General features: G+C 50.0%; 13 protein-coding genes. 7 read left to right on the forward strand and 6 right to left on the reverse strand.

From position 1 onward, the window contains the following. Window positions 1-43: 43 nt before the first annotated feature. From BW972_RS13665 to BW972_RS13675, 3 genes are all read right to left on the reverse strand, one after another. Window positions 44-664 carry a hypothetical protein gene (locus tag BW972_RS13665; protein ID WP_007652454.1) on the reverse strand — a complete coding sequence of 207 codons (621 nt, stop codon included), beginning with the start codon at window positions 662-664 and terminating at the stop codon, window positions 44-46. A 151-nt stretch (window positions 665-815) separates the two neighbouring features. Next, window positions 816-1,313, reverse strand: coding sequence for a 2-amino-4-hydroxy-6-hydroxymethyldihydropteridine diphosphokinase (gene folK, locus BW972_RS13670; protein WP_007652453.1), 498 nt, complete (start codon window positions 1,311-1,313; stop codon window positions 816-818). Then, window positions 1,306-2,163, reverse strand: a complete 858-nt coding sequence (locus tag BW972_RS13675) for an alpha/beta hydrolase family protein (RefSeq protein WP_076422546.1) — start codon at window positions 2,161-2,163, stop codon at window positions 1,306-1,308. The genes folK and BW972_RS13675 overlap by 8 nt, the downstream gene beginning before the upstream one ends. A gap of 176 nt (window positions 2,164-2,339) precedes the next feature. On the opposite strand from BW972_RS13675, the gene BW972_RS13680 reads away from it, so the two are divergent. Both BW972_RS13680 and BW972_RS13685 read left to right on the forward strand, forming a co-directional pair. After that, a complete protein-coding gene (locus BW972_RS13680) occupies window positions 2,340-3,320 on the forward strand; it encodes a polyprenyl synthetase family protein (RefSeq protein ID WP_076422547.1) in 981 nt (326 codons plus the stop codon). Between the two features lie 425 nt (window positions 3,321-3,745). After that, window positions 3,746-4,369: a class I SAM-dependent methyltransferase gene (locus tag BW972_RS13685; RefSeq protein WP_076422548.1), complete on the forward strand. Its 624-nt coding sequence runs from the start codon at window positions 3,746-3,748 to the stop codon at window positions 4,367-4,369. 160 nt (window positions 4,370-4,529) lie between these two features. Here BW972_RS13685 and BW972_RS13690 read toward each other — a convergent pair whose 3' ends face one another. Continuing rightward, window positions 4,530-5,768, reverse strand: coding sequence for a peroxiredoxin family protein (locus tag BW972_RS13690; RefSeq protein ID WP_076422549.1), 1,239 nt, complete (start codon window positions 5,766-5,768; stop codon window positions 4,530-4,532). Between the two features lie 196 nt (window positions 5,769-5,964). Here BW972_RS13690 and BW972_RS13695 point away from each other — a divergent pair, with 196 nt between their 5' ends. Beyond that, complete coding sequence (locus BW972_RS13695; RefSeq protein ID WP_076422550.1) at window positions 5,965-8,244, forward strand: aconitate hydratase; 2,280 nt, start codon at window positions 5,965-5,967, stop codon at window positions 8,242-8,244. A gap of 167 nt (window positions 8,245-8,411) precedes the next feature. Here BW972_RS13695 and BW972_RS13700 read toward each other — a convergent pair whose 3' ends face one another. Next, complete coding sequence (locus tag BW972_RS13700; RefSeq protein WP_234986385.1) at window positions 8,412-11,537, reverse strand: S8 family serine peptidase; 3,126 nt, start codon at window positions 11,535-11,537, stop codon at window positions 8,412-8,414. Between the two features lie 367 nt (window positions 11,538-11,904). On the opposite strand from BW972_RS13700, the gene paaN reads away from it, so the two are divergent. Further along, window positions 11,905-13,578 (forward strand): phenylacetic acid degradation protein PaaN, encoded by a 1,674-nt coding sequence (gene paaN / locus BW972_RS13705; protein ID WP_076422552.1) that lies wholly within the window; start codon window positions 11,905-11,907, stop codon window positions 13,576-13,578. Window positions 13,579-13,642: 64 nt separating this feature from the next. Here the strand turns inward: paaN and BW972_RS13710 are convergent, their stop codons facing one another. After that, on the reverse strand, window positions 13,643-13,939 hold the full coding sequence (locus tag BW972_RS13710; protein WP_007652445.1) for a sll1863 family stress response protein: 297 nt from the start codon (window positions 13,937-13,939) through the stop codon (window positions 13,643-13,645). Between the two features lie 218 nt (window positions 13,940-14,157). Between BW972_RS13710 and BW972_RS13715 the strand changes: the two genes are divergently transcribed. The 3 genes from BW972_RS13715 (at window position 14,158) to BW972_RS13725 (ending at window position 18,384) form a co-directional block, all read left to right on the forward strand. After that, a complete protein-coding gene (locus tag BW972_RS13715) occupies window positions 14,158-16,488 on the forward strand; it encodes a TonB-dependent receptor (protein ID WP_076422553.1) in 2,331 nt (776 codons plus the stop codon). Between the two features lie 79 nt (window positions 16,489-16,567). Beyond that, window positions 16,568-17,731 (forward strand): PepSY-associated TM helix domain-containing protein, encoded by a 1,164-nt coding sequence (locus BW972_RS13720; RefSeq protein ID WP_076422554.1) that lies wholly within the window; start codon window positions 16,568-16,570, stop codon window positions 17,729-17,731. A 212-nt stretch (window positions 17,732-17,943) separates the two neighbouring features. Then, entirely contained in the window at window positions 17,944-18,384 is a 441-nt protein-coding gene (locus BW972_RS13725; protein ID WP_007652442.1) for a response regulator, read from the forward strand. Window positions 18,385-18,407: the final 23 nt, after the last annotated feature.

Raw genomic sequence — 18,407 nt, forward strand, 5'->3', positions numbered from 1 at the left:
TTTATGGGAAGTAGATGTCTTAATGACGGTGCTTAGGCAGGGCTTACTGCCCATTCCCGTCTACGGCCATCGGTGTTACGCCTAGTCTGCTTAGTTCGTCCGACAGTTTCAAGAGTTCGTTTCTAATGATGTCGCTGTGTTGCAGTTCCTCTTCCGGAAGATTGATCACGCGTGACAGGTATAAATTCTCCTTTAGCTTTAGCTCTTGCATGAGCCGGTCCAGTAACTCCTGGTTTTGACCGACATAGATGAGGGGTGAGAGCTCAACCTGAATATTGTGCTGTCTTGGGTTGGTGATGTTCACCCTGAAAAAGTAATTGCCTGCTTTGCCGAACAGATAGGTCGAAATTTCTTTTACAATCGAGTTGTATTTTTCAACAGCTCCGTTGAAGTGAAGCGATGAAAAGGCAGGGAGGTCATACAGCCGCTTCTTCTGCAGCAGCTTTTCGTAATTGTTGAGTAGCAGCAGGATAATTATGCCAGCGGCGATTAGTGCTGCAACCAAAGCCTTATCTGGCAATTGCTGGCTAAATGTTTCTGCAGTAAAGCGCTGCGTGAACAGAACAGGTATAAAAGTAAAAGGAAGCACCAGGATAAACACAACCAGGAAGCCCCGCAAAAGGCTTCTTCTTTCGTTTGTGATGATGGTGAGGAGGTCGTTCATAAGCTATTGGGGAGAAGCGAACCACAAGCGCATCAAATCATGCATAATCGCAAGTATAGTTATCTCACAATATAAGTAAAATTTTGCTCTCTTGGCTGTATTCCGCTCTAAAGTAAGGTATTTTAGAGGAAATTCACAGCTCCCATACAAGCTATTGGTTTGAAGTTGAATTAAATAAATAAACGGGAAGTTCGTCTGGGCAATTTTGTAAGAGCTGTGTTACCTGCATGTGAAGTACTGGGTGCTGCATATGCGGTGCTATCTCACCCAGTGGCAGGAGCGTGAACCGGCGCAGGTGTAGCTGCGGATGGGGGATAGTCAGGCGCTGCGATTGTAGTACAAGTTCGTCATAGAACAAAATGTCGATGTCTATGACGCGTGCTCCCCAGTGCTCGTGCCGGATGCGGCCGAGGTCCTGCTCTATCTGATTGATCGTTTGCAGCACTTGCTCCGGACTGAGAGTAGTCTGTACCTCTAATACCTGGTTCAGGAAAGCAGGTTGATCCGTCTTGCCCCAGGCAGCTGTTTCGTAGAGAGAGGAGCTTTGCGTGATCGGGCCGACCTGTGCGGCAATGCGTTCGCAAGCTTGGGACAGGTATAGCGTGCGGTCACCGAGGTTACCGCCCAGGAGCAGGTATAAATTAGGCATGTTTGTTAAAAAAGGCGATACTCAGGTCGGCAGCGGCTTTAGCTGCAAGTGGTAATTCTTCCTGCTGGTATGGGTGCTGGCCCCCGAAAGAGTGATCGGCGCCGGGTAGCAGGTGCAGCTCCGCATCGGGTTTCCAGGTATGCAGGTCGTGGGCCATCTGCACGGGCAGTGTCTCGTCCTCTTCGCCATGCAGGATGAGCAAGGGCTGCTGCATTTTCTGAATCACTTTCGGAATCTCCAGTCGCTCGACATTGGCCAGGTAGTCCTCCACGATCTGGTAGTACAAGGGCATTTGCTGACCTGTGCGAAAATTAGTAACCCACTGCACCCCTTCTTTTTTCCACTGTTCCTGCTCCAGCTCGTCCCAGCGTTGGTCAAAGTTGTTGACGGCGGCCCAGGTAGCCACAGCACGCACACGGGTGTCTTCTGCAGCTTTGAGTATGACAGACCCGCCACCACGGCTGTGGCCTATCAGGTAAATCCGGTCGAGATCTAATTCGTTCTGTGGAAGCGGGCCTTCCTCGTCGTGCACCATGTCGATAAGCGACTTCAGGTCCTCCAGCTCAATGCTGAAGTTGTTGCGTCCAAAAGCCTCCATGTCGTGCAGATCGGAATCGTTGTCGATGCTGGTGCCGTTGTGAGAGAAGTTGAATTTGATGAACACAAAACCCTGCTCGGCAAAATAGTTTGCCAGCAGGTTGAAATGCCCCCAATCTTTGAAGCCTTTGAAACCATGGGTATAAAGCACGACCGGCTTTCTGTTTCCGTCCTGGGTATAGGTGGCGTCAGCGGTGAAAGGACGCTCGTGCTCCGGGTATACCACGAAGTCTACTTTGAGTGTGTCTGCCATAACAGTCTGCTGTGTTATCAGAAGGCAATATAGTTATTTTAGGCATGCGGCAAACCAGCACTAGGCTGTGCTGTTGGTTACGTATACCGCCTGGCTTATCTAAGATTATTTAAACGCCGATTTGCTATACTTGTTTGGAAACGACCCCCACACCTAGTAATATTGCGGAATATCGCATGAGCATTAGCCTAAAGGAAATACAAGCGCCGATTGCGCAGGAAATGGAGCTGTTCGAGAAAAAGTTCAGGACTTCGATGAAGTCTAAGGTACTGCTTCTCGACAAGATCATGAGCTACATCGTAAAACGCAAGGGCAAGCAGATGCGGCCGATGTTTGTGTTTTTCATGGCCAAGCTCTTCCGCGGCGATGCCATCGGGGATGCCACCTATCGTGGTGCGGCCTTAATCGAGCTGTTGCATACCGCCACCCTCGTGCACGACGACGTGGTGGACGAGGCCAACTACCGCCGCGGTTTCTTCTCTGTAAATGCCCTCTGGAAAAATAAGATTGCTGTGCTGGTGGGCGACTACCTGCTCTCCAAAGGCCTGCTGCTATCGCTGCAGAACGACGATTACGAACTGCTCAAGATCGTGTCGAATGCCGTGAAGGAAATGAGCGAAGGGGAGCTGTTACAGATCGAAAAAGCACGCCGCCTGGACATTGACGAGTCTGTGTACTTCGACATCATCCGACAGAAGACTGCCTCCCTGATTGCTTCCTGCTGTGCAGTGGGAGCTGCCTCTGCCGGCGCCTCTAAAGAAGACATAGAAAAAGCTCGACTCTTCGGTGAGAAAGTAGGCATTGCCTTCCAGATCAAAGACGACCTGTTCGACTACGGCACTGCTGAAATCGGCAAGCCGGTAGGTATAGACATCAAAGAAAAGAAGATGACCTTACCCTTGATTCACGCCTTGCGGGAAGCTGATTGGATGACCCGCCGCCGAGTGATCTACAACGTAAAAAACAACAACGGCGACAACAGGCGCGTGCAGCAGGTAATCGACTACGTGAAAACCTCCGGCGGTATACAGTATACCATCGAGGTCATGAACCAGTACCATGCCGAGGCGCTCGCTATTCTTTATACCTTCCCGGCCTCCCCATCCCGCACCTCCCTGGAGCAGCTCATTGCTTTTACTATCGAAAGGGAGAAATAAATTGTTAAATTGTTGATGGTTAAATTGTTGATCTTAGATCAGCAGGATGTTCTCTGTGCCAGGTATGCCGACCTCGGTAGGGACAGGGGGTGACCTGTCCGAATCGTGCACAGGTATAGTTTATCAGAATCAGGATTTCCAAGATCAGAAAAGACTCCTAGGATGGATATACCTATACCCTATACCAGACTGGCAGAGGCGGACCTGCCTCGTAACTCCTGTGTCATTTCGAACGCTAGTGAGAAATCTGGAGCCTACAGCATTAAGACCTCAGATCTCTCCCATCGGTCGAGATGACAAAAAAGTAATCGCTGTTTTAACTGCTATACCTGGAGCGAAAATATCTGTAAACTTTGGAATGAAATCTGTAAGCCTGAAAGACAGGAGCGGAGGTAATTTTGGGGGCACAAAATAACCTATGAAAAATGAGTCTCAATACGAACAACTGGAACCGACTGCGCTATACCCTATACCTGCCGGTGTATGACCTGATCGCTGACCGTGTTTTCCGCAAGCACCGCCAGCGTTCCATCGAGCTGCTGCAAGCTAAACCCAACGATGCCATTCTTATCATCGGTGCGGGCACCGGACTGGACCTCCCATACCTGCAAGGCTATACCCACATCACCGCCAACGACATTACGCCAGGTATGATCACTAAACTAAAAGCCCGTGCCAAGCAGTTGGCTATACCTGTGGAGGCCCATGTGATGAACGGCCAGCAGCTTGCCTATGCCGATAACAGTTTCGATGCGGTGATCCTGCACCTGATCATCGCGGTTATACCTGATCCTGTTGCCTGTATAAAGGAAGTGGAGCGAGTGCTGAAGCCAGGCGGCACGGTCATGGTCTTCGATAAGTTTCTGCCTGACGGGCAGAAGCCTTCGCTGCTGCGCCGCCTCTTCAACCAAGTCGCCAGCACGCTCTTCTCTGATGTGAACCGCAGCATTGGCAAGATCGTGTGCCATACCTCGCTGCAGGTGGAATTGAACGAGCCAGCAGCTTTTGGCGGAACTTTTAGGATTGTGCGGCTTCGGAAACATGCCTAAGCATAGATCTCCAGGATGAATGGTAGCCCGAAGTTACTGTATGGAAGATCCATAAAGTGATGAAATCGCAAGGCGGAGATACAAAAACACAAAGGCCGCTACTGGTAAAGTAACGGCCTTTGCTATACCTGCCGATCATCTGACAATCAGCAACTAACAATCAAATCTTCTCCGCCAGCAGCTCGTCCATTGTCTTATTAAATTCTGCCACCCACTCTTCGTAGTACTTTCCGGTCCCAGGCCCCGAGAAGCCAGTATGGATCTTGCGCACTTTGCCCTGGCGGTCGATGAAGATGGTGGTCGGGAAGGAGAGCACATGGTTGAGGGCTGGGAGCGCCTGCGCGGCAGCTTCTTTGTCGGCCGGACCGGCGTAGAGCAGGTCATACTCAATGTTGAAGCGATCCTTCATTTTAGTCAGACGTGGCACGGCTTGTTCGTAGCCTTTGGTGCGCTCAAAACCCAGGCCGATAATCTCAAGTCCGCGGTCTTTGTTCTTGGCGTAGTAAGGAGCCAGAAATTGTGTTTCGTCCATACAGTTCGGGCACCAGGAGCCCAGCAGCTGCACTAGCACTACCTTGCCCTTGTATTTGTCATCCGATAGCGACACCTGCTTGCCCTCCAGGTCAGGGAATGTGAACTCCAGCGACTCGTAGCCTGGCTTCAGGTAAGTCAGTTCGTTGGCATTGGCCAGTTCGGCGTTTTCGTTGCGTCTGGCAGTCCAGGTCTCGTAGTCATAGAGGCCGGCAAAGTACTCGCCTTGCAGCGTTTCATCAGCTGTTGGCTGTGCCGTGAACAGGTAGTCGTGGTTACCGTCAAAAGTAGAAAGCTTCAACTCATTGCCTTCTACCTGACCCTCCAGATAGCGGTAGTCACCGGTTTGGGTAATAAACGTGCCGGTCACGTAGTTGTCTTTCTGCTCAAATACACCGATTGCCGGGTAGGTTTTGCCGTCTTTCTTCGTGAAGGTCACTTCCCATTTGCCGGAAAAGTCATAAGTAGCCGGAGCGGGATTTTCCTTGAAGCGGTTGGTCTTGCCATGCTCAGCCGTGAAAGGTACAGAGTAGCGCTTGGTCAGGTCGTTACGGGTGAAGCGGCCGGCCATCTTGTCGCCTTCTACTTTGGCGATCAGGTCGGCGTCGAAGATGTGCAACCTGATCTTGAGCGAGTCGCCCTCTTCCTTTATTTCGTCCACAAGTATGCGCTCGTCGGCATTCACTAGGTATAGCACGGTCTTGCCGTTCTGCTCTTCAGCTTCCATGATGAACGGAATCTCCTGGCCTTGTGCCTGCAGCACAACACGCCATGGGCCAGGTTGTATGGTGTTATCGTTAGATGTGGAAGAGCCACAGGAGGTTAAAAGCTGTGAGGTGGCCAACGCCAACAACAAAATCAGCTTCATTGGGGTATTAAAACAAGTAAGTTTCATGTCGCGAAATTACTAGATGAATTCGTGAAAAGCGAAACTTAGACTAAATAGCAATAGCAGGTGTGGAAATGTTATATTCCTATCTGCTAATGTTGTGCTAAAACACGCATATTTCGTACATTTGTAAACTTCACAACGAAGCATTAAAAATAATAACAATAGCAAAACTATGGCATTTGATTTAGGAATGATCAAGGCAGTGTATGCCGGGATGGCCGAGCGCGTGAATGCTGCCCGTAACGCAGTAGGCAGACCGCTTACCCTGACAGAGAAAATCTTGTACGCGCACCTCTACGACGGTAACGCGACACAGTCCTTTGAGCGTGGAAAGTCTTACGTAGACTTCGCTCCTGACAGGGTGGCTATGCAGGACGCCACGGCGCAAATGGCCTTGCTTCAGTTCATGCAGGCTGGTAAGCCGCAGGTGGCTGTGCCTTCAACAGTGCATTGCGATCACCTGATCCAGGCACGTGTTGGTGCTGACCAGGACTTGCAGGACGCTTACAGCGAAAACAAAGAGGTATACGACTTCCTGGCCTCTGTTTCGAATAAATACGGTATCGGTTTCTGGAAGCCGGGTGCAGGTATCATCCACCAGGTAGTGCTCGAAAATTACGCTTTCCCGGGCGGTATGATGATCGGTACAGACTCACATACACCAAATGCTGGTGGTCTGGGTATGGTAGCCATTGGTGTAGGTGGTGCTGATGCCGTGGACGTAATGGCCGGAATGGCCTGGGAACTGAAGTTCCCGAAAGTGATCGGTGTGAAACTGACCGGCAAGATGAACGGCTGGACTTCACCAAAAGACGTGATCCTGAAAGTGGCTGGTATCCTGACTGTAAAAGGTGGTACAGGTGCGATCGTAGAATACTTCGGCGAAGGTGCTGAGTCTATGTCTTGTACCGGTAAAGGTACCATCTGTAACATGGGTGCTGAGATCGGCGCGACTACATCGGTATTTGCTTACGACGATAGCATGCGTGCCTACCTGCGCGCTACAAACCGCGAAGAAGTGGTGCAGATGGCCGATGAGGTAGCTGACCAACTGCGTGCCGATGACGAGGTATACGCTGACCCGGCTGCTTTCTATGATCAACTGATCGAGATCGACCTTTCTACACTGGAGCCACACGTAAACGGACCATTTACCCCGGATGCGGCCTGGCCAATTTCTCAGTTTGCTGCTGTTGTAAAAGAGCACAACTGGCCAGCTAAACTGGAAGTAGGTCTGATCGGATCTTGCACCAACTCTTCTTACGAAGACCTTACCCGTTCAGCTTCCATTGCCGAGCAGGCTGTAACTAAAAAACTGGTAGCCCAGGCTGAGTTTACCATCACACCAGGTTCTGAACTGGTACGCTTTACCACAGCCCGCGACGGCTTGTTGGATACCTTCGCTCAGATGGGCGGTGTGGTACTGGCAAACGCCTGTGGTCCGTGCATCGGCCAGTGGGCGCGTCACACAGACGACCCTACACGCAAGAACTCTATCATTACTTCTTTCAACCGTAACTTCGCTAAGCGTAACGATGGCAACCCGAACACACACGCGTTCGTGGCATCGCCTGAAATCGTAACAGCTTTCGCTATCGCCGGTGACCTGACCTTCAACCCATTGGTTGATAAGCTGATCAACGCAGATGGAGAAGAAGTAATGCTGGACGAGCCTAGAGGTATCGAATTGCCTCCACAGGGCTTCGCTGTAGAAGACGCGGGCTATGTAGCTCCTGCTGAAGACGGTAGCAGCGTAGAGGTAGTGGTTGATCCGAAGTCTGATCGTCTTCAATTGCTCGAAGGCTTTAAGCCATGGGAAGGCACTGACCTGAAAGGTCTGAAGCTGCTCATCAAAGCACAGGGCAAGTGTACAACTGACCACATCTCTATGGCTGGACCTTGGTTGAAGTACCGCGGTCACCTGGATAACATCTCCAACAACATGCTGATCGGTGCGATCAACGCGTTTAACGGTGAAGCCAACAAGGTATACAACGACATGACCCGCGGTTATGACACCGTACCTGCCACAGCACGTACTTACAAAGCTGCTGGTATCGGTACTGTTGTAATTGGTGACGAGAACTACGGTGAAGGTTCATCACGTGAGCATGCGGCCATGGAGCCACGCTTCCTGGGTGTTCGTGCCGTTATTGTGAAGTCATTCGCTCGTATTCACGAGACTAACCTGAAAAAGCAGGGTATGCTGGGTCTTACGTTCGTCAACAAGGCTGACTACGACCTGATCGAGGAGAACGACACAATCGATATCCTGGGTCTGGAGAACTTCACACCTGGTCAGCCACTGAAAGTGGTATTGACGCACAAAGACGGTTCTCAGGATGCCTTCATGGTAAACCATACCTACAACGAAGGACAGATTGAGTGGTTCAAGGCTGGTTCAGCCCTTAACCTGATTCGTTTGCAGCAGAAACAGTCAACTAACGCGTAATAAGCAGTTAGCTGCCGATAATGAAAACGCCCCGCTCGAAAGAGTGGGGCGTTTTGTTTTTGTAAGGATGTATATTTATTTCTATTCTATGCGACTTGCTATCAGGTGCCGTACAGGCTGACGAAAACTAACCTTAGATTGGCCATTGGAGAATGGAACAACTTTACTTAAGGTCTCATGATTAGCAAACGTTTCGTGACCGTGTTTTGCTCATACGTAAGCTGGACAATATAGAGACCTTCAGCCAGGCCGCTGAGGTCATAGATAGCCTCGTGCGGCAGGCGGCTGCGTAGCTTGGGACTGACACGACGGCCCATGGCGTCCGTCATAAACAAAGCCAGAGCAGCATCAGCCGTAGGCATCGCGACATACAGTTCGTACACGGCCGGGTTAGGGTACACTACAAATTGTTGAGGAGCTTCTAATGGCGGTATTACCGTTTCGCTTTGCTTAATCTCTATTCGCCTTGTGACAGTGTCTTCAGCACAGTTATAGGCATTCGCTACAATCAGGGCCACATCATAGGAGCCAGGCAAGTCATAGCTATAAGTAGGGTGTTGTTCAGTAGAAGTGTCGCCGTTGCCAAAGTCCCATCGCCAGCTACTGCCATGTTCGCTTTCATTACGGAAATCAATGCTCATGCCGGGCTCCAGAGCTTCCGGTTGCTGTGCAATGCTGAAACCGGCTACAGGAGAGTTGGCTACCACGATCCGGAAAGGTACCAACGGGCTGTCAAACAAGGAGTCGGCGTTGCAAACGTATAGCACCGTGCTTGTGTCGAGGGCAGCCAGTTCGAAATTATTGCCTGCGCCCAGAAGCTTCGTTTTAGTTTCGTCAGCGTAAAACTTGAACTGCTTGCCTCCCACCGGCGAAAGACTAACCGACGAGCCAATGCAAACAGTATCACTGATAGCCAGCGGAGCCGGCCCTGCTTTCATGACCTGGTATTTTATAAGGGCGGCTTTTGCATTTTCCTGAAGCTGTTCCAAATCATCTCCAGCGACAATGGCAAACGAAACCAACTGGCTTTCACCTGGCGCTAACCCCTTGGCCGTGGTGCCCACAACATGTGCCACGTCATTGCCATAGCCACTGCCCCATGCTTTTTTTCGTGCCACGCCTCCCGACAGTGCTCTGTATTTTTCCTGCGTACTAAAGCCGTCGGCTATCGCAAAAGTAGAGGAGCCCCCAGACAAGTTGTCGATCGCATAGTAGGAAGGAGGTGTCACCGAAAGCAAACTGATACCAGCATATGGCGAAGCCTGGCCCATGTTATAGACATAGCCCATCTTGAGTGTTTCGTCCCAGTCTGCTACGTTCATGTAAGCGTCGGTTATATTCCAATCTGCAAATAAACCGGCATGCAGGGTTTTGATCGTATCAGGGGTCATATTACGGATGCGATACTCTAGTATGATGTAGTCAGCGTCTGCAGTATCGCTCCATGCCATCCCTTTATAGCTGACCTGCACACCCGCCTGTGTTGGCGCCGGAAATTTGTCACGCATCATCCCGGTGATCTCCTGGTCTGCATCGTCTGTGTGGTGGCGGAGCCGTGCGGAGTTCACAGATATAAAGTCGTTGTCTGTTTGCCAACTGGCGTTGCGGACATTGTCCGACACGCGGTCAGGGGTAGTGGCAACCAATAGTCCGCCCTCAAAAAGCATGGAAGCGCTTCCCTTGTAAGTGATGCCGATGCCCTGTCTGAAATTATACCCGTTGTACCCCAGGTTGCCTTTGCTGTTCAGGGTGATATGCAGGTTGTTAGCCGTAAGGGTGATATAATCCGGGTTGACAGGTAACTGAAAATACTGGAAATCCTGGTAGTCCCCATCTGTAAAACCAAGTCTGAAAGTAGCCATGGCATTATGGGGAGCATCCGGGAGCACTACGAAACGGAATGGCTTGTTGTGATTATTACGTGAAGCCAAAGTAGCCATGGCACCAACACTCAGGTCTTCCTCGAGCACTTTGATAAAAGGTGAGGTTGAAGTAAGTCTTAGCTTCAGGTCAGTAGTAGGGTCGAGGTAATTCGTCAGGCTCAAGTGTAATGACAGAGTATCTCCGATCTGCGCCACCTTGTTATCGACAACGTTAAATGAAGTGTAGCGAACTGATTTTACCTGTTTGTCGCGAAGTGCCCGTTTCATATTGAGGCGACCTTTGCCAAGAAGTTCATGGTAAGGAGAGTTGCCAGGCAATTGATAAATATCGTCAGACGTAGCACGTAATCGTTGGATGACCTGTACCGCATTGAGGTGCGGCAATTGAGAGCGCAACAAAGCGGCTGCACCGGCTACAATCGGAGAAGCCAGTGATGTTCCTGTATCGGTGCCATAGGAGTTGTCACGGCTGTGAGTAGTACTGTATACACTCTGACTCGGTGCTGACAAGCCTATCCTGTAGTTCCAGGTATGCCCATTTGTCTTCACATCGTTATGGATGCCACCTACTGACAGCACATTCTCATATGCCGCCGGATATATTTCTACAAAAGCGTTGGTGTTTCCAGCCGCTGCTACAACAACGACATCCTTCTCCAGCACAGCGTAATTGATGATGTCTTGCTCATACTTGGAAGAACCCGTGCCACCCCAGGATAAGTTGATGATACTACAGCCTTTGTCAGCAGCATATACAATGGCCTCATAGCCGCCAAAGCTACCAACTGAAGTGGACGGGAAAACCTTGATGGGCATAAACTTGGTATTGAAACCTGTGCCTGCTATACCTAACCCGTTGTCGGCCTCGCCAATTGCGACGCCTGCTACCTTCGTGCCGTGCCCTCTATATGGGGAATCATCTGTTAGATTATTGTCCCTGTCACCGAAGTCCCAGCCGTAGAAATTATCGATCAGTCCGTCGCCGTCATTGTCGATCCCATCTATAGGATCGTCATAGTTAAACTTGATCTTATTTTTGATGTCTTCATGGCTAAAACGGAATCCGGAATCCAGTACGCCTATCACAATATTGGTATCGCCTTTCTGTACGGCCCAGGCACCATAAGCCTGTATCAGTTTTAGGTAAGCTTGCGTTGTTTTTGTTGAGTCGGAGGCCGGGTCATTAGGCTGGTAGAGCGGTACCCGTTCGTAGAGCGGTTCCACATACTCCACCATACCGGTTGCCAGCAGGGCCTGCTGCACAGCTTCGAGGTTGTGCGAAGGGTCGTATGACAGTTCGTAGATAAGCGAGAGGTCCACGTGGGCCTTGCGGGCAAAAGGAGAGGGGGCTTTCCCCGGGAACTTCTGTTCAACCGGTTTGGCTCCTACCTTTTGCAGGGCTTTTTGCATAGGATTACCGGTAGCCATGCGTAGCTGATTTCCTGACTGAGGCTTCAGCTTGTAGACAACGGTATGAGGTTTAGTCGCGTTTCCTATACCCTTTGGAGCAGGCAAATGCTGCGCCGCAAGCAGGGAAGAACTAAGGACTATAAACAGTAAAGAAAGTATGCAGCGGTAAACCACTGGCCCTTGGGTAAACATTAAATCATATTAAACTATTAGGTGAATACGACCTCCACTGAGTAGGCAGAGGTATAGAGTAAAAGCGCATATTACACGGCGAAATTTAAAGATGCTTCCCGTGCGTATTAAAAAAATACGTAACTTTCCAACAATTGATTCTAATATATGTGTTTAATTATATAAAATAAATACTATGACCTCGGATTTGAAAAATAAAAATCTTCCCATCATAGAAAACGCCGTGAAAGCCCTGCATGAGCGACGTTTTTTTGCGCAATATCCTGAAAACCCGATGCCCGATATTTATGGCGAAACCGCTGATAAAGAAGGCCGTGAGAGGTATAAGCAGCACCTTAACAACAAATTTACAGAATTGGTGCATGATAATGCTGAAAATTGGGCAGGTCAGGAAGAATCACCTTATGAACAACAACCATTAGGTATAAAGTACCCTTATTTCAGTGCAGAAACGCTGGTGTCCCGCGCCGATGATGCTTTCCATCAGTGGCGCAAGGTAAAGCCAGTTGATCGTGCCGCTATTCTGGTGGAATCGCTGGAGCGCATGAAGGAGCGTTTTTTCGAAATTGCCTACGCTACGATGCACACTACCGGGCAGGCTTATATGATGTCGTTTCAGGCATCAGGTCCGCATGCAGCTGACCGTGCGCTGGAGGCCATAGCAGCAGGCTACGAAGAGCAGACCCGCTTTCCGGAAAACATGGAGTGGGAGAAGCCGATGGGTAAGTATAACCTAAAGCTGAATAAGAGCTGGCGAGCTGTGCCTAAAGGTATAGGCCTGGTGATCGGCTGCTCTACCTTCCCAACCTGGAATACGGTGCCGGGCATGTATGCAAGCCTTGTTACCGGCAACCCGGTTATCGTAAAGCCACACCCAAAGGCTGTGCTGCCTATAGCAATTGTAGTGGCCGAGGTACAGAAGGTGCTGGTAGAAAACGGACTGAACCCCTACATCTGTCAGCTTGGAGTGGATGCGGACGATCATCTGATCACGAAAGAACTGGCAGAAAACCCGAAGGTAAAACTGATCGACTACACCGGTGGAACGGAGTTTGGTAACTACGTGGAAAGCCTGCCGGGCAAAGTGACTTTCACAGAAAAAACTGGCGTGAACTCGATCATACTGGATTCGGTGCAGGATATTGATAAGGTAGCCCAGAATCTGGCTTTCTCGCTCAGCCTGTACTCCGGGCAGATGTGTACCGCTCCACAGAACTTCTTCGTGCCAGCAGCTGGTGTGAAAGTAGGAGATGAGATGATGCCTTATGATGAGGTAGTGAAGAAACTGGCTGATGCGGTGACTGGCCTGGTGAACAACCCAAAAGCTGGTCCACACATATTGGGAGCTATCCAGAATCCGGCCACATCGGAGCGTGTGAAAGAGGCAGCAAGCGTGAAAGGCAAAGAAGTGCTGAGCACCTGCGACTTTAGCAACCCTATGTTCGAAAATGCCCGTACCTGCACGCCAGTAATCTACGAGGTGGACGCTACTGAGAAGGAAAGCTTCAGCCGCGAACTGTTCGGCCCGATTGCGCTTGTGATCAAAACAAAGGACACGGATCAGTCGATTGAGCTTGCCAAAGAAATGGCGATGAACTACGGAGCGATTTCCTGCGGCGCCTATACCACAAACGAGGATACAAAAGAGAAGATCATGGATGAGATGAGCTTGGCAGGTACGCCGGTGAGCTTTAACCTGACGGGTGGTATTTATGTGAACCAGAATGCGGCTTTCTCTGACTTCCACGTGACGGGTGGCAATCCGGCCGGTAACGCTTCTTTTACAAACCCTGAATTTGTGATCAAGCGCTTTACCTGGGTAGGTTTCCGTGAGCCTGTGGCTGGCTAATCGGCGTATAGCTTAAGCTATAAAAAAGCCCCGGTGCTATACCTAGTACCGGGGCTTTCTGTTTTTATTTGAACAGGTTGTCCATGTCATTTTTAAGGCTGTCGAGGCCATCTTTGAGGCCTTGCCACTTGCTTTGGCTGTCCTCTTGGTCGCCGAGTTTGTTGGCGATCAATTCGCGTTTGGCTTCCAGTGCCGCTATGTGCTCGTGGTAGGTATGGTTCGAGTCGGCCGCAGTGGCATTTACACGGGCCTTCAGGGTTTTGATCTTGTTGTCGAGCTCACCCAGACTTTTCTCTATTTCTTCGCGTGTCAGGTTATTAGGGGCACGCATGTGCTCAGGTTTCAGGTTATAAGTATCCATATCTTCTCTTTCTGATTCAATTAAAACGATACCGCATGCTGCTTCAGGTATCACTCTAAATACTTAAAAAGCTTTCAAAAAGATGTACGTTGCTACTCATAGAGAGGCTTAAGGGGATTTTTGTCACTTATTTAGAAAATATCTAAATAACTCTTTTCTCTTATAGATATGGTGCTTACTTTTGCGGCACTTCTTAGAATAAATCTAAATAAGAATAGATGCAACGCGTACTCACCATTATGTTTGCCTTCGTGCTTCTGGCGCAACAGGCATATGCTCAAACCACAGGCCGTATAGAAGGCCGTATCCAATCAGAAAGAGGAGAAGGTATAGCCGGTATCAGCGTTGGGCTGGAAGGCACGTCTTACGGTTCCACCACAGACGACGAAGGCAAATTTCTGATCAGAAACATACCTGCCGGCAACTACACGCTGGTAGCATCAGGTATAGGCTATACCTTACAGAAGCAGCTGCTGGAAGTGGCAGGAGGGAAGGCGTCCTTTGTGAACGTAGACCTGGCTGCTTCTTCGCATTCACTCGGAGAGGTGCAGGTGACGGCACATCGCAGCGGTGAATACCTGCAGCGCACCGCCACGACAGCCACAAAGATGGAAGCACCTATCAAATCGGTGCCACAGTCAGTACAGGTGGTTTCGCGCCGTGCCCTGGACCAGTTGCAGGTGCTTCGCCTGGAGGATGCCATGCGTAATGTAAGCGGCGTATCCATGGAAACAGGTTTCGGTGGTCGCTCCGATATTTTCCAGATCCGTGGTTTCCGTACCGATATGCAGAGCGTGTTCAAAAACGGCTTCCGCAACACGGTGCGTACCTACCGCGAGAGCGCCAATATCCAGCAGATTGAGGTGATGAAAGGCCCGGCATCGGTGCTGTATGGGGTGAGCGATCCGGGTGGTATGGTGAACATCTCCACCAAGAAGCCGACAGCCCATACCTTCCAGGATATCCAGATCACGGCGAATAACTTTGGTCTCGTAAGACCTGCTATAGATCTGGGCGGTGCTTTGAACGAAAGCAAAACATTTAAATACAGATTGAATGCCGTGTACGAGCGTGCTGACAGCTACCGGGATTTCGTGAAAACGAAGCGTATTTTCGTGGCCCCGGCTATCACCTACGATTTCTCTGACAAGACTTCCCTCACCGTAGAGACAGAGTTCCTGAACCACGACCAGCCATCCGACCGCGGCATCTTCTCCGTTAACGGCCAAATTGCTCCGGTTTCTAGAAGCCGCGTTTTGATTGAACCGAGTAATACAGGTGAATTCAAAAACCGCATGGCGCAGTACAACCTGCAGCACAAATTCTCTGAGGCGCTGAGCTTCCGCCATGCCTTCAACTACAACTATGCTACTGAAACACGCGATGTAGTAGAGCAGACAACGGTATTGAAAGACGGTTCATTCCGCATCAATCGCCAGCACCAGGACCAGGATACCTACGACCGCAATATTGCAACGCAAAACGAGCTGTACGCCAGTTTTAACACAGGCGCACTGGTGGAGCACAAAGCGGTGGGAGGTATTGAGATCTCACGTTCGATATTCGATATCTGGGTGAAGCGTGCCCCTTATGATGTGTTAGATATCCTGAACCCACAATACAATACTAAGCCGAAGGACTATTCGCTACTGACTTACTCGCAAGACTACCAAGATCGTGTGGATGTGCTGGGTTTCTACCTGCAGGATTTTATCACCATCAACCAGCGCCTGAAAGTGCTGCTGGGCGGTCGCTATGACATCTGGGAGCAGGAGAAAGAAAACCGGATGAAAGACGAAACCACAAAGCAAAGCAACAAGGCCTTCAACCCAAGACTGGGTGTGCTGTACGAGGTGTACGGGCCGGTTTCAGTGTATGCCAACTACTCAAAAGGCTTCCAGCCAGGTATAGGCCAGACCTTGGAAGGAGAGGCCTTTAGACCGATCACTTCTGTGCAGTATGAAGCCGGTACCAAAATCGGTTTGCTGAACGACCGCGTGAACCTGACGGCTGCTTACTTCGATATCACACGCCAGAACGTGGTAGTACCGCACCCGACACAAAGCGGCGCTAGTGTGCAATTAGGTGAAGTGCAGAGCAAAGGTATAGAAACCGATATTACCGGTGAGGTACTGCCTGGCCTGAATGTGATCGCTACTTATACCTATACTGATGCCCGTGTAACGAAAGATGCGTTGAGTGCAGACGATCCAAGACGCACGGTAGGTCGACGCTTCAGAGGAGTGGGGTATAACAATGGCAGCCTTTGGACGACCTACGAATTACAGGACGGCCTGTTGAAAGGCCTGGGCATTGGCGGTGGCTTCACGTATGTAGAGGACCGTCCGGTAGACGATGCCAACAGCTTTATGCTGCCAGGCTATACCCGGTACGACGCTACCATGTTCTACAACAGCAAGCGTTTCCATGCGGCCCTGAACGTGAAGAACCTGACCAACGTGAAATACTACGAGGGATCTCAGTCAGCAACCGTGATCATGCCGGGTGCACCTACTGCAGTGCAGGGCACCGTTGGCGTGAGATTTTAATTGATAGAAACATAGATAATAAGTATATCGGCGGTATTGCTCTGCAAAGGGCGATGCCGCCGATTTCAAGTTCAGGTACATGCGTAAACTTCTTCTTCAGCTACACCTCTGGATCGGCCTGACAGCGGGCGCCGTACTGGCCTTTGTTGGCTTGACGGGCTCGCTTTATGTTTTCCAGCCTGAGCTAACGGTCGCGCTATACCCTGAGCAGTACAAAAGCTCAGACCCGGGGGCAGTGACAGTGGACGTGCGCCTGGTTGTCAGCAAGGCCGAAGAGCAGTTTGGCGCCCCCGTAACCAATATTTTTTTTCCGGTAAGAGAGTTGGAGAACTACATCGTCAAGGTGAAAGGCAACAAGCAGTTTCTGTTTTTTGACGCCGCGACTGGCAACTACGTAGGACAGCTCGAAAAGCGACGGGGCGTAATGGATACTGTACTGGAGATGCACCGCCAGCTAACCATAGGAGATACCGGCGCTTTGATCACAGGTATAAGTGCATTGTTGCTGGCCTTTGTGCTACTAACCACAGGGCTATACCTGTGGATGCCGCGCAAGAAAAGAAACCTGAAAGACGGCCTGGGCCTGAAGGCCAACGCCTCTTTCAAAAGACGCAATTACGATCTGCACAACGTGTTTGGCTTTTACTTTAGCATACCGCTTTTTTTTGCTGCTATCACCGGCGTATATTTTGGCTTTCAGGAAAAGACCCAGGCAGTGGTGGACAAACTAACCTTTGCTAAAGAGCCTACGCCTTTTGTCAAAGCACTGCAATCATCTCAACCAACTCAAGGTATAGCACCACTTAGCGTGTACCAGGCAATCGACCGCATGGATGACTTATACCCGGGCTACGTCAGGCGTACCCTCGTGATGGCCCCCGACAGTGCAGGGACACTCAACCTGACATACCTGGCCACCTCGGATCTGGAAGCAGGCCCACAGGATCGGCCGATGGTATACCTGGATCAGTACACGGGCGCTATTGTGTATGAATACAATCCGCACACAGCTCCCATAGGCCGTCAGCTTACGCGCAACTGGTTTGTGCCGATACACTTTGGCGAAATAGGAGGCTGGATTACCCGGATACTTTGGTTCTTTTTGGGGCTAATGCCGGCCACCCTGTGGGTAACAGGTATTGTGATGTGGCGTGGCAAAAACAGAAAGAAAAATAAAAGAAGCAACGTGCAGGTTAGAGGTGGTGCGAAGGCTGAAAATTTAACAAAGATAACAGCCAAATAAGCTTTAAATTTTACAACCAAAAATGTATTTTTGCGGCGCTGTGGTGTAGCATATCCTGTATTGCTTTTGTTGTACGGGGGTATAAACCATAAAGAGTGGCAATATTGAACATTAATTGTTTACAATGTGTTAGAAGCTCAACTGGGTAATAGCGCATCCGGGAGTATAATTTGTACCCTACCGTTGAATTAAGAGAGATAAGAGAACTGACTATGAAGGAAGCATCTGAAGTGCTTGACCTAGTGCTGCTGGTAGACGATGACGACACCACAAACTACCTGAATCAGCGACTGCTGAGGGACATGAAGGTAGCAAAAGAAATCCTGGTGTTGAAAAACGGGAAAGAAGCAATTGACTATCTGAGCAAGGCTTGTGGCGATCAACCTGATGGAGCTTTCAAATGCCCTGACCTCATCTTCCTCGACATCAAAATGCCAACTATGGATGGCTTTGAGTTTCTGGAAGAATACCAGCGCAAAGGCCTTGATGCCGGTGATCATGTGATCATCCTGATGCTAACCTCTTCAGCAAGCTTTTATGACCTGGAGCGTATCAAGAGCTTTAAGAAAGTGAAGAAGCACTACTCCAAAGCCTTGACTAACCATGACGTGAAAGAGATACTGGCTGAGTTTTTCCAGAATCGCAAAAAGTAGAGGGACTTGCCCTAAACAAGAAA

The sequence above is a fragment of the Pontibacter lucknowensis genome (assembly GCF_900156415.1).
Taxonomy (GTDB): domain Bacteria; phylum Bacteroidota; class Bacteroidia; order Cytophagales; family Hymenobacteraceae; genus Pontibacter; species Pontibacter lucknowensis.

Bases quoted from the DNA above. Each gene is read 5' to 3' on its own strand.
- BW972_RS13695 (WP_076422550.1), top strand. From the start codon at position 5,965: ATGGCATTTGATTTAGGAATGATCAAGGCAGTGTATGCCGGGATGGCC.
- BW972_RS13680 (WP_076422547.1), top strand. From the start codon at position 2,340: ATGAGCATTAGCCTAAAGGAAATACAAGCGCCGATTGCGCAGGAAATG.
- BW972_RS13710 (WP_007652445.1), bottom strand. From the start codon at position 13,939: ATGGATACTTATAACCTGAAACCTGAGCACATGCGTGCCCCTAATAAC.
- BW972_RS13690 (WP_076422549.1), bottom strand. From the start codon at position 5,768: ATGAAGCTGATTTTGTTGTTGGCGTTGGCCACCTCACAGCTTTTAACC.
- BW972_RS13700 (WP_234986385.1), bottom strand. From the start codon at position 11,537: ATGCAAAAAGCCCTGCAAAAGGTAGGAGCCAAACCGGTTGAACAGAAG.
- BW972_RS13715 (WP_076422553.1), top strand. From the start codon at position 14,158: ATGCAACGCGTACTCACCATTATGTTTGCCTTCGTGCTTCTGGCGCAA.
- paaN (WP_076422552.1), top strand. From the start codon at position 11,905: ATGACCTCGGATTTGAAAAATAAAAATCTTCCCATCATAGAAAACGCC.
- folK (WP_007652453.1), bottom strand. From the start codon at position 1,313: ATGCCTAATTTATACCTGCTCCTGGGCGGTAACCTCGGTGACCGCACG.
- BW972_RS13725 (WP_007652442.1), top strand. From the start codon at position 17,944: ATGAAGGAAGCATCTGAAGTGCTTGACCTAGTGCTGCTGGTAGACGAT.
- BW972_RS13675 (WP_076422546.1), bottom strand. From the start codon at position 2,163: ATGGCAGACACACTCAAAGTAGACTTCGTGGTATACCCGGAGCACGAG.
- BW972_RS13665 (WP_007652454.1), bottom strand. From the start codon at position 664: ATGAACGACCTCCTCACCATCATCACAAACGAAAGAAGAAGCCTTTTG.
- BW972_RS13685 (WP_076422548.1), top strand. From the start codon at position 3,746: ATGAGTCTCAATACGAACAACTGGAACCGACTGCGCTATACCCTATAC.
- BW972_RS13720 (WP_076422554.1), top strand. From the start codon at position 16,568: ATGCGTAAACTTCTTCTTCAGCTACACCTCTGGATCGGCCTGACAGCG.